The 11,691-nt window shown below is 70.8% G+C and carries 12 protein-coding genes and 4 pseudogenes; 3 read left to right on the plus strand and 13 right to left on the minus strand.

Translation table 11 applies throughout. The features are described from left to right. Window positions 1-20 precede the first annotated feature (20 nt). From LP418_RS02790 to LP418_RS02820, 7 genes and pseudogenes are all read right to left on the minus strand, one after another. On the minus strand, window positions 21-1,658 hold the full coding sequence (locus LP418_RS02790; RefSeq protein ID WP_257955149.1) for a serine/threonine-protein kinase: 1,638 nt from the start codon (window positions 1,656-1,658) through the stop codon (window positions 21-23). A 48-nt stretch (window positions 1,659-1,706) separates the two neighbouring features. After that, on the minus strand, window positions 1,707-2,141 hold the full coding sequence (locus LP418_RS32235) for a hypothetical protein (RefSeq protein WP_442940217.1): 435 nt from the start codon (window positions 2,139-2,141) through the stop codon (window positions 1,707-1,709). Next, the gene (locus LP418_RS02800; protein ID WP_257955151.1) at window positions 2,054-2,809 is read right to left on the minus strand and encodes an AMP-binding protein; all 756 of its coding nucleotides are present in this window, start codon (window positions 2,807-2,809) and stop codon (window positions 2,054-2,056) included. Before LP418_RS02800 ends, LP418_RS32235 begins: the two co-directional genes overlap by 88 nt. 122 nt (window positions 2,810-2,931) lie before the next feature. Beyond that, window positions 2,932-3,546, minus strand: a pseudogene (locus LP418_RS30210) (AMP-binding protein); the annotation flags it as partial. A gap of 106 nt (window positions 3,547-3,652) precedes the next feature. Further along, window positions 3,653-4,733: pseudogene (locus tag LP418_RS02810) on the minus strand (branched-chain amino acid aminotransferase). An 18-nt stretch (window positions 4,734-4,751) separates the two neighbouring features. Next, window positions 4,752-5,821: pseudogene (locus tag LP418_RS02815) on the minus strand (3-isopropylmalate dehydrogenase). A gap of 9 nt (window positions 5,822-5,830) precedes the next feature. Further along, window positions 5,831-5,968 carry a hypothetical protein gene (locus tag LP418_RS02820; protein WP_257955152.1) on the minus strand — a complete coding sequence of 46 codons (138 nt, stop codon included), beginning with the start codon at window positions 5,966-5,968 and terminating at the stop codon, window positions 5,831-5,833. A 412-nt stretch (window positions 5,969-6,380) separates the two neighbouring features. Here LP418_RS02820 and LP418_RS02825 point away from each other — a divergent pair, with 412 nt between their 5' ends. Then, window positions 6,381-6,947, plus strand: a complete 567-nt coding sequence (locus LP418_RS02825; protein ID WP_257955153.1) for an O-methyltransferase — start codon at window positions 6,381-6,383, stop codon at window positions 6,945-6,947. Between the two features lie 14 nt (window positions 6,948-6,961). Here the strand turns inward: LP418_RS02825 and yczE are convergent, their stop codons facing one another. Continuing rightward, the gene (gene yczE / locus LP418_RS02830; protein ID WP_257955154.1) at window positions 6,962-7,636 is read right to left on the minus strand and encodes a membrane protein YczE; all 675 of its coding nucleotides are present in this window, start codon (window positions 7,634-7,636) and stop codon (window positions 6,962-6,964) included. 61 nt (window positions 7,637-7,697) lie between these two features. On the opposite strand from yczE, the gene yczR reads away from it, so the two are divergent. Both yczR and LP418_RS02840 read left to right on the plus strand, forming a co-directional pair. Then, the gene (yczR, locus tag LP418_RS02835; RefSeq protein ID WP_257955155.1) at window positions 7,698-8,933 is read left to right on the plus strand and encodes an aminotransferase-like domain-containing protein; all 1,236 of its coding nucleotides are present in this window, start codon (window positions 7,698-7,700) and stop codon (window positions 8,931-8,933) included. After that, entirely contained in the window at window positions 8,930-9,139 is a 210-nt protein-coding gene (locus tag LP418_RS02840) for a hypothetical protein (RefSeq protein WP_257955156.1), read from the plus strand. The genes yczR and LP418_RS02840 overlap by 4 nt, the downstream gene beginning before the upstream one ends. 3 nt (window positions 9,140-9,142) lie before the next feature. On the opposite strand, the gene LP418_RS02845 is transcribed toward LP418_RS02840, so the two are convergent. The 5 genes and pseudogenes from LP418_RS02845 to LP418_RS02865 all read right to left on the minus strand — a co-directional run bounded on the left by LP418_RS02845 (window position 9,143) and on the right by LP418_RS02865 (window position 11,688). Then, window positions 9,143-9,763 carry an ACT domain-containing protein gene (locus LP418_RS02845; RefSeq protein ID WP_257956877.1) on the minus strand — a complete coding sequence of 207 codons (621 nt, stop codon included), beginning with the start codon at window positions 9,761-9,763 and terminating at the stop codon, window positions 9,143-9,145. A gap of 103 nt (window positions 9,764-9,866) precedes the next feature. Beyond that, a pseudogene (locus LP418_RS02850) lies at window positions 9,867-10,730 on the minus strand (hydroxyacid dehydrogenase); the annotation flags it as partial. A gap of 69 nt (window positions 10,731-10,799) precedes the next feature. Further along, window positions 10,800-11,309, minus strand: coding sequence for a DsbA family oxidoreductase (locus LP418_RS02855; RefSeq protein ID WP_257955157.1), 510 nt, complete (start codon window positions 11,307-11,309; stop codon window positions 10,800-10,802). After that, window positions 11,306-11,524 carry a DsbA family protein gene (locus tag LP418_RS02860; RefSeq protein ID WP_257955158.1) on the minus strand — a complete coding sequence of 73 codons (219 nt, stop codon included), beginning with the start codon at window positions 11,522-11,524 and terminating at the stop codon, window positions 11,306-11,308. The genes LP418_RS02855 and LP418_RS02860 overlap by 4 nt, the downstream gene beginning before the upstream one ends. A gap of 17 nt (window positions 11,525-11,541) precedes the next feature. Beyond that, a complete protein-coding gene (locus tag LP418_RS02865) occupies window positions 11,542-11,688 on the minus strand; it encodes a hypothetical protein (protein ID WP_257955159.1) in 147 nt (48 codons plus the stop codon). Between the last annotated feature and the right edge of the window lie 3 nt (window positions 11,689-11,691).

Genomic DNA, 11,691 nt, shown 5'->3' on the forward strand with positions numbered 1-11,691 from the left:
ACCAGCTCGACGGACGGACGTCAGCGAACGGCCGGTCGTCGTCCGGCGCCCAACTCGTCCCCTGCGCCGACGCCGCGGCGCCGAGGCCGGTGGCGACCGCCGCGGTCGCGATGGCCGCGAAGAACCACGCCAGCGGCCGGGCACTGATCGGGTGCGCGAGACGTTGCACCGGTCCGCGCAGGCGTCGGCTCCCCGGCCCCCACCACATCGAGGCGCCGAGCGTGACCCCGATGGCCGCGAGGCTCGGCGCCATCGCGACGCCGCCGGCGAAGCAGAGCAACGCCGCGGCCGGGCCGAGCCCGAGGCTCCACAGCACGAGCACCAGCGTGCCCGGGATCGCCTTCACCACGTGCCGGGGCGCTGCGAGCAGCACCTGCACCCCGTCGTACCACTTCGCGCCGCGCACCTGCCGTCGCGCGCCGGCGGAGCTGGCGGCCATCGAGCCGCTGCGAAGGATCCAGATGAGCAGGGTCAGGACCCCGATCGCGGCGTACGGCGCCAACGCCACGCCCGCCCCGACGACGCCGATCCCGGCGAGCACGAGGATGCCGCGGCGCAGCTTCTCGAGGGACCCGACCGGGGTGACTACGGCAGGCGAGGCGTCGAGCTCGTCGATGCGTTCCGGTCGATCCGTCGGGCAGGACGCGGGTCGCCGTACGCTCCCGAACGGTCCAGCTCCTCGGCTCCCTTGGACCTGAGTCTCGAGAAGACTCAGGTCCAAGCGTGGGCGAGACGACCTCGGTCGGTTCGATCGTGCCGGCCATCGCGGCAACGGCCAGCGGCATCGTGAACGGGTCTTCCGGCGCTGCGTCCGGGGCGGTCGCCGCCGCGTGCGGCCCACGCGTGGCGAGCCAGTCGCGCAGCTCGTCGAGCGTCGGCCGGTTGCGCGGATCGGGCTCGAGCGTGTCCTCCACGGCCCGCCGGATCGTCGGGTCGAGGTCGGTGAGGTCGTGCTCCCCGCGGCGTACGCGATCCATGATCGCCATCGACGGACCACGACCGAAGGGCGCGCGCCCGGTGCCGGCGAAGGCGACCGTCGCGCCCCGGGAGTGGACGTCGGAGGCGGTGGAGGCGTCCTCACCGAAGAGGATCTCGGGGGCGAGGTAGCCGGGGGTGCCGAGCAGCCAACCGGTGTGGGTGAGCTTGGGGTCGTCGGCCACCCGGGCGAGACCGAAGTCGATCAGGATCGGGGTGCGGCCCTCCATCAGGATGTTGGACGGCTTGATGTCGCGGTGCAGGACACCGACGCCGTGGACCGCAGCCAGCGCCTCGGCCGGGCAGGTGGCGAACCACACCGGGTCGGCGCCCTCGATCGCGCCCTCCTCGTGGACGTGGTCGTGCAGCGAGAGACCGGGGACGTAGCGCGTGGCGACGAACGGGATGTCGCCCCACGGGTCGGCGTCGAGGATCTCGGCGACCCGGCGCGACTTCACCCGGGCCGGGGACGACACCTCACGCGCCGGGCGCTGGCGCGCCTCGTCGTCACCGACGATGTGCGGTCGCAGCACCTTGAGCGCCACGCGGTCGCCACCCGGTTTGCGGGCGAGGTGGACGACGCCCATGCCGCCCTCGCCGAGGCGCGTGAGCAGCTCGTAGTCGCCGACGAACATGCCCGGCGGTGCCCGGGCTGGAGCCTGCTCGGGACGGGAGGTGGTCACGGACGGAGATTACCGGGGCCGACCCCGAGAAGATGTCATCACCGCAGGTCAGCCGAGGATGTCGGCCCTCAGGTCGTCCTCGGACACCTCGAAGTCGCCGTGCCGCGCGGACTCCTCGACGGGGTACATGCCGGCGATCGCGTCGACGAAGTTGGCCTCGATGGCCGAGCGCTTCACCTTCATCGACGGGGTCATCTCTCCGGACTCGACGCTGAGCTCGTGGTCGGCGATCACGAACCGCTTGATCGTCTCCCAGCGGTTCAGGGTCTTGTTCAGCGACGTGACGTAGCCGTCGATCATCTTCACCGTCGCGGGCGCGTGCAGGATCTCGGTGTAGTCGCTCAGCCCGAGCTCGGCGTGCTCGGCCCAGCCCGTGATGCCCGCGGGGTCGAGGGTCAGGACGGCGACGCAGTAGGGCCGGTCGTTGCCGATGACGACGGCGTCGGAGACATAGGGACAGGCCGCCTTGAGCCGACCTTCCAGATAGGTCGGCGCGACATGCTGCCGCCGGCGGTCTTGAAGAAGTCCTTCTTCCGGTCGGTGATCGTCAGTCGACCCTCGTGGTCGAGGCGGCCGATGTCACCCGTGCTGAGCCAGCCGTTGCGCAGCACGGACGCCGTCTCGGCCGGCAGGTTGTGGTAGCCGAGCATCACGCCGGGCCCGCGCAGCAGCACCTCGCCGTCGTCGGCCATCCGCACCTCGGTGCCCGGGAACACCTGCCCGACCGTGCCCAGCCGATTGCTCTCCGGCCGGTTGACGAAGCTGCCCGCCGCCGACTCGGTCAGGCCGTAGCCCTCGAGGATCGTGATGCCGGCCAGCCCGAAGAAGTCGCCGATGTCGGGGTTGAGCGCGGCGGCACCCGAGATGAAGAAGCGCAACCGCGTCCCGAACCGCTCGCGGATCTTGGCGAGGACGGCCTTGTCGAGGATGTCGTACCGCTTGCCGAGGAGGTAGAGCACCCGCCGCCCCTCGTCGAGGTAGGTGCGCCGGCGGCGGGCGACCGCGAAGGCCTGCTCGAAGACTCGGCGTCTGATGCCGCCCTCCCGGTCCTGCATGGCCACGATCCGCGAGTGCGCCTTCTCGAAGATCCGGGGAGCGGCCCCCATGAAGGTGGGCTGGATGACGGCAAGGTTGTCGATGATCCTGTCCACGTCGCCGTCGACGGCCGTCGGGAAGCCTGCAGGCCATCTGGGTGGAGAGCAGCACCTTGCCGAACGAGGTGGGACAGCGGCAGCCAGAGGTACTGCAGGTCGTCGGGGCCGAGGATGCCCTGCGCCGCGACGGCGGTGCCCTCGTAGGTCCGGGCGGCGTGCGTGTGGCGCACGCCCTTCGGCGTACCCGTCGTGCCGGAGGTGTACATGATGCTGGCGAGCATGTCGGAGCGCAGCTCCCCCATGCGGCGCGAGACCGCGGTCGGGTCCGACTCGAGCACGTCATCACCGGACCGCAGCAGGTCCTCGAGGGTCATGACGCGACCGTCGGGGAAGTCGCCGTCGAAGAGCACGACCTTGCGGACGTCGAGGATCTGGCCGCGGATCGAGCGCAGCTTGGCGACCTGCTCGAGCGAGTCCACGAGCACCACGGTGGCACCGGAGTCGTTGAGGATGTGGGCGACCTCGTCGGGCTTCGTCGACGGGTAGACGGTGGTCGTCGCGCCGCCGGCGCACATGATCGCCCGGGTCGGCCGGGATCCACTCGAAGCGGGTCTCGGAGATGATCGCGACCCGGTCCTGCGCCTTGACCCCCCGGGCCGATGAGGCCGGCCGCGAGCGACTCGACGAGCTCGCGCGTCTCGCCCCGTGGACTCCTGCCACACGCCGTTCACGGCGTAGCTGAACGCCATGGTCGTGGGCGAGGTCAGTGACCTCGCCCAGAACATGTGCGCCATCGTCGTCGGCCGGTTGGCCAGCCGACGTGCCACCTCATCCACGTCGCGCAACGTATCCCGCGGGTGGCGTGCCCGAGCCCCGAATCGGGCAATTGGGCCGGTCTGCTCAGACCACCCGGCGCATCCAGCCGAAGGTGTCGTCCGCACGCCCGAACTGGACGTCGACGAGCGCCGCCCGGATCCGCATCGTCAGGTCGGTCGACGTCGGCGCCGGGAGCTCGCCGCCCTTCCACTTCAGCGAGCCGACCGGGGTCACGACCGCGGCGGTCCCGCACGCGAAGATCTCGGTGATGGCCCCGCTGGTGATGCCGTCGCGCCACTCGTCGATGGAGAGCTTGCGCTCCTCCACCCGGTGGCCCAGCTTGCCGGCGAGCTCGATGATGGAGGCGCGGGTGATGCCCTCGAGGATCGTGCCTGTCTCGGGGGTGACGATCCGGCCGTCATCGAAGACGTAGTACATGTTCATGCCGCCGAGCTCTTCGACGTACTTGCCCTCCCGGCCGTCGAGGAAGACGACCTGGTCGCAACCGTTGGCGGTGGCCTCCTGCTGGGCGACCAGCGAGCTGGCGTAGTTGCCGCCGGTCTTCGCCGCACCCATGCCGCCGCGACCGGCGCGGGTGTATTCCTCGCTCAGCCACAGCGTGACCGGCTTGATGCCGCCCTTGAAGTAGGCGCCGGCGGGCGACGCGATCACCATGAACGTCACGTGCTGGGCCGGGCGCACGCCGAGGAAGGCCTCGCTCGCGAACATGAACGGACGCAGGTAGAGGCTCTTCTCTCCCCCGTCTGTGTTCGTCGGCACCCAGCGCTCGTCGACCTTCACCAGCGCCTCGACGGCCGCGATGAACTCGTCGACCGGCAGCTCGGGGAAGGCCAGTCGCTTCGAGGAGCGCGCCATCCGCTTCGCGTTCTCCTCCGGGCGGAACAGGTGCACGGACCCGTCGGCGTGCCGGTAGGCCTTCATCCCCTCGAACGTCTCCTGCGCGTAGTGCAGGACGGCGGTCGCGGGGTCGAGCGTGAGGGGTCCGTACGGCGTCACGCGGGCGTCGTACCAGCCGCGCTCAGGGCGTCCACTCCACCGTGACCATGTGATCGGTGAAGTTGGTGCCGAAGCCGGGGTTGGCGAGGATCTCGGCGAGCCGCGCGTCGTCGACCGGGTTGGGGTTGGCCGTGGTGCTGATGTCCATGGAGGTCAGGCTATCCGGCTAGAGGCGGGCGGCAATCGCGTCGCCGACATCGGACGTGCGGCGAGCGGTGCCGGGCTGGCGATCGGCCGGGTCGGCGAGCACTGCCGCCTCGACGGCGGTCGACGCTTCGGCGTACCCGAGGTGGTCGAGGAGCAACGAGGTCGAGAGGATCGCGGCGGTCGGGTCGGCCAACTGCTGGCCCGCGATGTCGGGAGCGGAGCCGTGCACGGGCTCGAACATCGAGGGCGCAGTGCGGTCGGGGTTGATGTTGCCGCTGGCAGCAGGGCCGATGCCGCCGGTGATGGCGGCGGCGAGGTCGGTGATGATGTCGCCGAAGAGGTTGTCGGTGACGATCACGTCGAAGCGACGGGTTGACCGTCATGTGGATCATCGCGGCGTCGATGTGCATGTAGTCGGTCGTGACGTCAGGGGTGCTCGGCCGCGACGGCCTCGAAGAGGCGCCACCAGACCGAGCCGGCGTTGACCAGCACGTTGGTCTTGTGGACCGGGGTGAGGTGCTTGCGCGGGCGACGCTCGGCGCGGGCGAAGGCGTCGCGCACGACGCGCTCGACACCGAAGGCGGTGTTGACGGAGACCTCGGTGGCGACCTCGGCGGGCGTGCCGACGCGCAGCGCGCCACCGTTGCCGGTGTAGGGACCCTCGGTGCCCTCACGCACGACCACGAAGTCGACCTCGCCGGGGTCGGCCAGCGGGGACGGCGTCCCGGGGAAGAGCCGGCTGGGGCGCAGGTTGACGTAGTGGTCGAGCTCGAAGCGGAGTTTGAGCAGCAGGCCGCGCTCGAGGATGCCGGGCGGCAGGTTGGGGTCGTTGGGCTTGCCGCCGACCGCGCCGAGCAGGATCGCGTCGTGCTGCCGGATCTCGGCGAGCACGGTCGCGGGGGAGGACGTCGCCGGTCGCGAGGTAGTTCTCCGCGCCGAGGGCGTAGTGGGTCTGCTCGAACTTGACCGGCACGTCGACCGCCTCGAGCACCTTGAGCGCCTCGGGGGTGACCTCTGGCCGATGCCGTCGCCGGGGATGACGGCGAGCTGGACGGTGCCGGAGGGGTGCGCGGTGGCCTCAGAAGTCATGGGTGAAATCTAGTTGTCGTCGGGGCGCTGGCCGCCGTTGTCTCGCAGGTCAAGCGACTCCTGCAGTGCGGCTTTGGTCGCCTCGATGCTGCGCGGGTTGTCGGGGTGGTGGCTGGCGGGGCCCCAGTCGGGGTACAGGTCGTACATGGCAGTTCTCCAGAGCGTTGAGTCGAGTGATGCCGTCAGGAAGAGGCGGAGTGTCCCTCGCGCCGCGGCGGAGATCACTCGACTCGAGCTCATGGATCACATGAGGGAGATGTGCCGAGGCCTGTGCGGATCGCGCGATGAGGAATCGGAGAGCAAGATCCGCCGCGGAGCGTGGGGCGCAGGGTGTGAACCACCACTGCAGTGACAGGGCCCCAAACCGACGGTCGTCGCACGTCGAACACCGCGACGAGTGGGCCCTGTCTTCTCAGGCCTCGCCGCGGCGCTCAATAAGTACGAAAACGCTCCGCATGGTGAGGAGACCGTACGCCGCCGTGCCGGTGTCGCGCAGCGACTTTGCCGCGTTGCTCACGATGCGAGACAGCCGTCTCGCCGTGACAGACTCGACAACCTCATGAGTGCCCCTCCCGAACTTCCCCAGATCGTGTCCCGTGCCTTCGACGTCTCGCGCAAGGCGGGCTACGTCGGTTTCTGCCGCAACGAGACCGGTCGACTGCTCGCCGCGCTGGCCGCGACGCGCGGCGGCACGATGGCCGAGTTCGGCACGGGGTGCGGGGTCGGCACTGCCCGGCTGCGCAGCGGCGTACGCAACGGGGCCCGCATCATCACCGCCGAGCTCAACCCCAAGCTGGCCACGGCCGCGGCCGAGATCTTCGAGGACGACGACCACGTCGAGGTGCTCGAGGCCGACTGGTCGACGCTGCACCAGCGCGGCCCCTACTCGCTGATCTTCCTCGACTCCGGGGACCCCGGCTCGGTGCGCGTCGACGCCGTCGTCGACCTGCTGGAGCCCGGCGGCATCGTGGTGCTCGACGACTTCACGCCCTGCGAGCTGTGGCCGCCGATCGCCTACGGCCGCGTCGACACGCTGCGCGAGGAGTGGCTCACCGACGAGCGGTTCACCGCGGTCGAGGTGATGATCGCGCCCGACGCCTCGGCGATCATCGCCACGCGCCGCTGATCAGTCAGCGCTGATCAGGCGGCGTCCAGCTCCACCGTGAGCTCCACCGTGAACCGGGGCAGCATCAGCTGGGTCAGCGGGCCGATCAGCACCGCGAACAGGACGGTGCCGATGCCGAGCACGCCGCCCATCGCCGGGCCGAGGAGCACCACCAGCACCTCGAGGCCGGTGCGCACGAGCCGCAGCGACAACCCGGTGCGACGGACGAGACCGGTCATCAGACCGTCGCGCGGACCGCGGCCGAACTGCGCGCCGATGTAGAGAGCGCCCGCGAACGCGCAGAGCGCGATGCCGCCGAGCGTCAGTCCGATGCGGGTGAACATCCCCTCGCCGGGCTCGAGCACGGCCATGGTCGCGTCAGCCGACAGCCCCACGACGAAGGCGTTGGCGATGGTGCCGATGCCGGGCTTCTCCCGCAGCGGGATCCAGAAGATGAGCGCCACGAAGCTGAACAGCACGACAGCCCGGCCGAGGGTGATCGGCACGTGCCGGATGAAGCCGGAGTGCAGCACGTCCCGGGGTGCGAGGCCGAGCGCTCCGCGGACCATCATGGCCAGCGAGGCGCCGTACAGGACGAGACCGATGACCAGCTGGGGCAGTCGGCGCGCGAGGCGACCGGCGCGGAGCTGCGCGATCGGGCCGAGGTCGGTGAGGGGTCGTGGGGTGCACACGCCGGCGGTGATGCTCATGGATCGAGTCTGACGGAGATTGGCCTTCTCTTCGATAGCCAATCGTGGAAGAGTGGCCTGCATGAGCCGTAACATCAGCGCGTCGCGAGTGGCCACCCTCGTCGGAAGACTGGCTGGCGAGGACCGACCGCTCTACCTCGAGCTGGCCGAGGGACTGCGACTCCTCATCGGCGAGGGCCGCATCCCGGCCGCCACGCGACTGCCCAGCGAGCGCGAGCTGATGACCGCCCTCGGCGTCAGCCGCACGACGGTCACTCGGGCCTATGCCGAGCTCCGCGATCGTGAGTACGCCGAGTCGCGGCGCGGCTCCGGCACCGTGACCCGACTGCCGCTGCGGGCGCAGTCGGTGACCGACCGGGTCTTCGCCCCGTGGTCGGAGGACCCCGACGTCATCGACCTCAACTGCGCGGCGCCCAGCGCACCGGCCGGTGTCGCGGCTGCCTACGAGGCGGCCGTGGCCGAGCTGCCGCCCTACCTCTCCAGCCACGGCTACTACCCCACCGGGCTGACCCGCTTGCGGGAGGTGCTCGCCGAGACCTATGCCGAGCGCGGACTGCCCACGACGCCCGAGCAGATCATGGTGACCAGCGGCGCGCTGGCCGGTGCCGCCGTCGTCGCGCAGGCCCTGACCGCACCCGGCGACCGGGTCGTCGTCGAGGATCCGGTCTATCCCAATGCCACCCGGGCGCTCGGCCACCGCAGCGCACGACTGGTGCCAGCGCCGGTGGATCCGGACGGGTGGGACCCGGCCGCGACGGCCGCCATCGTGCGGCAGGCAGCACCGCGGCTTGCCTACCTCATCCCCGACTTCCAGAACCCGACCGGACTGGTGATGAGCGACGCCCAGCGGGCCGAATATGCCGCCGCCCTGAAGCGCGCGCGGGTGATCCCGGTCGTCGACGAGGCGCACGAGGCGTTGGCCCCGGACGGGCAGACGATGCCGGCGCCCTTCGCCACCCACTCCCCCGGTGCCATCACCATCGGCAGCGCCAGCAAGCAGTTCTGGGGCGGCCTCCGGCTCGGCTGGCTCCGGGTGCCCGAGCCGATGATGCCGACACTGCTCCGGGCCCGGATGAGCCTCGACCTCGGGGCGCCGCTGCTCGAGCAGCTGGCGCTGGTTCACCTGATCGAGAACCGGCACCGGTGTGGGCCGCCAATCGCGAACGGCTGGGCGTCCAGCGCGACGCGCTCCTCGAGGCCCTCGGCACCGAGCTGCCCGACTGGTCCTACCACCGACCCACGGGCGGCCTGTCGGTCTGGTGCCGGCTCCCGCAACCCCGCGCGAGCGCCCCGGTGACTGAAGCCGAGCGGCTCGGGGTGATCGCCGCGGCCGGGCGCGTGTTCGCCGTCGAGGGCGGGCTGGAGCACTTCGTCCGGATCCCCCGGACCCGGCCGGCCGACGAGCTGGAGCTCGCCGTCACCCGCCTCGCGCAGGCCCGGGGGCAGTCGTCCAGAAATGGAGAAGCGGCCCGAGCAAGCTCGGACCGCCTCACTGTTGCTTGAGCGTCAGACCGGGTCTGCGGCGCGCACCGAGGCGGCGTTGATGGCCGTCTCGATCTCGGCAAGGGTCTCGGCCGGAATCGCGGAGTCGACCGACAGGGCGACCAGCGCCTCGCCGCCCTTGTCCCGGCGCGAGACCTGCATGCCGGCGATGTTGACCCCGGCGTCGCCGAGGATCCCGCCCACCGTGCCGACCATGCCCGGCCGGTCGGCGTACGTGAAGAAGGCCGGGTGCTCGGTGGGCTCGATGTCGATCTCGAACCCGTTGACCTCGACGAGCCGCTCCTTCTGGCTGATGCCGATGAGCGTGCCGCTGACCGAGATCTGCGACCCGTCGGCAAGGGTGCCGCGGATCGTGATCAGGTTGCGGTGGTCGGGGCTCTCGCTGTCGAGCACGAGGCGTACGGCGGTGCCGCGCTCGGCCGCCAGCAGCGGCGCGTTCACGTAGGAGACCCGGTCCTCGACGATGTCGGTGAAGACACCCTTGAGGGCCGCGAGCTCGAGCACCTTGACGTCGTACTCCGTGATCTCGCCACGGACCTCGACGTCGATCTGCTGGGCGACCTCGCCGGCCAGCGCGGTGAAGACGCGACCGAGCTTCTCCGTGAGCGGGATGCCGGGACGCACGTCCTCGGCGATGACGCCGCCCCGGACGTTGACCGCGTCGGGGGACGAGCTCGCCGGACAGCGCGAGCCGGACCGACTTGGCGACGGCGATGCCGGCCTTCTCCCGGGCCTCGTCGGTCGAGGCGCCGAGGTGCGGCGTCGCGACGACGTTCTCCAGCTCGAAGAGCGGGCTGTCGGTGCAGGGCTCCTTGGCGAAGACGTCGAGGCCGGCGGCGGCGATCTGGCCGGTCTTGAGCGCGTCGTAGAGCGCGGCCTCGTCGACGATGCCACCGCGAGCTGCGTTGACCAGCACGAGGGAGGTCTTGGCCTTCGCGAGCTGCTCGGCGCCGATCAGGCCCACGGTCTCCGGGGTCTTCGGCAGGTGCACGCTCATGAAGTCGGCCTCGGCGAGGAGGGTGTCGAGGTCGACTAGACGCACGCCCATCTGCGCAGCGCGGCCGGCCCGGACGTAGGGGTCGTAGGCGATGACCTTCATGCCGAAGGCGCTCAGGCGCTGGGCGACGAGCACGCCGATGCGGCCGAGGCCGACGATGCCGACGGTCTTCTCGTAGAGCTCGATCCCGGTGTACTTCGAGCGCTTCCACTCGGCGTTCTTCAGCGCGGCGTGCGCCGGGCTGACGTGGCGAGCGGCGGCGAGCATCAGCGCGACGGCCAGCTCGGCGGCGGAGACGATGTTGGACGTCGGGGCGTTGACGACCATGACGCCCGCCCGGGTGGAGGCCTTGACGTCGACGTTGTCGAGACCGACGCCCGCGCGGGCGACGACCTTGAGCAACTTGGCGACGGCGAGCGCCTCGGCATCGACCTTGGTGGCCGAGCGGACGAGGATGGCGTCGACGTCGACGATGGCGGCGAGCAGCTCGGCGCGGTCGGCGCCGTTGCAGTTGCGGATCTCGAAGTCAGGACCGAGCGCCTCGACGGTGGCGGGGCTCAGTTCTTCGGCGATGAGTACGACGGGCTTGGTCACAGCGGAGTTCCTCGATGTGGGTGATCGATGAGGGCCTGCACGACGCTGTGCACGGCCGAGCCTACAAGGTCAGTGGGTCAGATCGCGCAACCGTCCGGTCCGCAGGCATCCCCGCCCGCTCCCCCACCGGCGAGCATCTCCACGACGGGGTGCGACTCCGACCGGGGCGCGCTCCAGCACCTGCGCGAACGCCTCGACCGGCTGGGCGCCGGAGATGCCGAACTTGTTGTCCACGACGAAGAACGGCACGCCCGTCGCGCCGAACGCCTGCGCCTTCTCGATGTCGGCCCAGACCTCGTCGGCGTGCTGCGTGCTCCCCAGCACCCGGTCGACGGCGGCCGGGTCGAGCCCGGCCCCGGTGACGATGTCCTTGAGCTCGGCGTGGTCGGCGACGTTGCGGGCGTCGATGAAGTACGCCGACAGCAGCGCCTCCTTCACCCGGCCCTGCAGCTCCGGTCCACCGTCGTGCAGCGCGAGGTGCATCAGCCGGTGCGCGTCCATGGTGCCGACGCGCTTCGACTCGTGGTGGCGCCAGAGCATGCCCTCCTCGGCCGCGACGGCCTCCACGCGGTCGATCATCGTCTTCCCGCCGGCCGGCCCCCGCCGTACTTGCGTCCGAGGGCCTCGGCGACGGTCTCGACGGGAGTCGTCGGCGCGCCCGGGTCGAGCTGGAAGGAGTGCCACACGATCTCGACGTCGTCGGCGTGCTCGAAGGTGCTCAGTGCCTTCTCCGGGCGGCGCTTGCCGATGAAGCACCACGGGCAGACCACGTCGGACCAGATGTCGATTCGCATGTCTGCCGCAACCTCGGTCAGCGAGAGGATGTTCCCGCGACCGCTTCCGCCACGGGAGTGACTCCGGACACGAGGTTCCACTGGGCGCCGATGCCGGCGCCGGTGTCGAGGACCTCGGCGAGGACCGCAGCGACGTCGGCGCGCGGGACCTCGGCGCGAATCACGTC

Origin of the sequence: Nocardioides sp. B-3, from assembly GCF_024703895.1 — a bacterium.
Taxonomy (GTDB): Bacteria; Actinomycetota; Actinomycetes; order Propionibacteriales; family Nocardioidaceae; genus Nocardioides.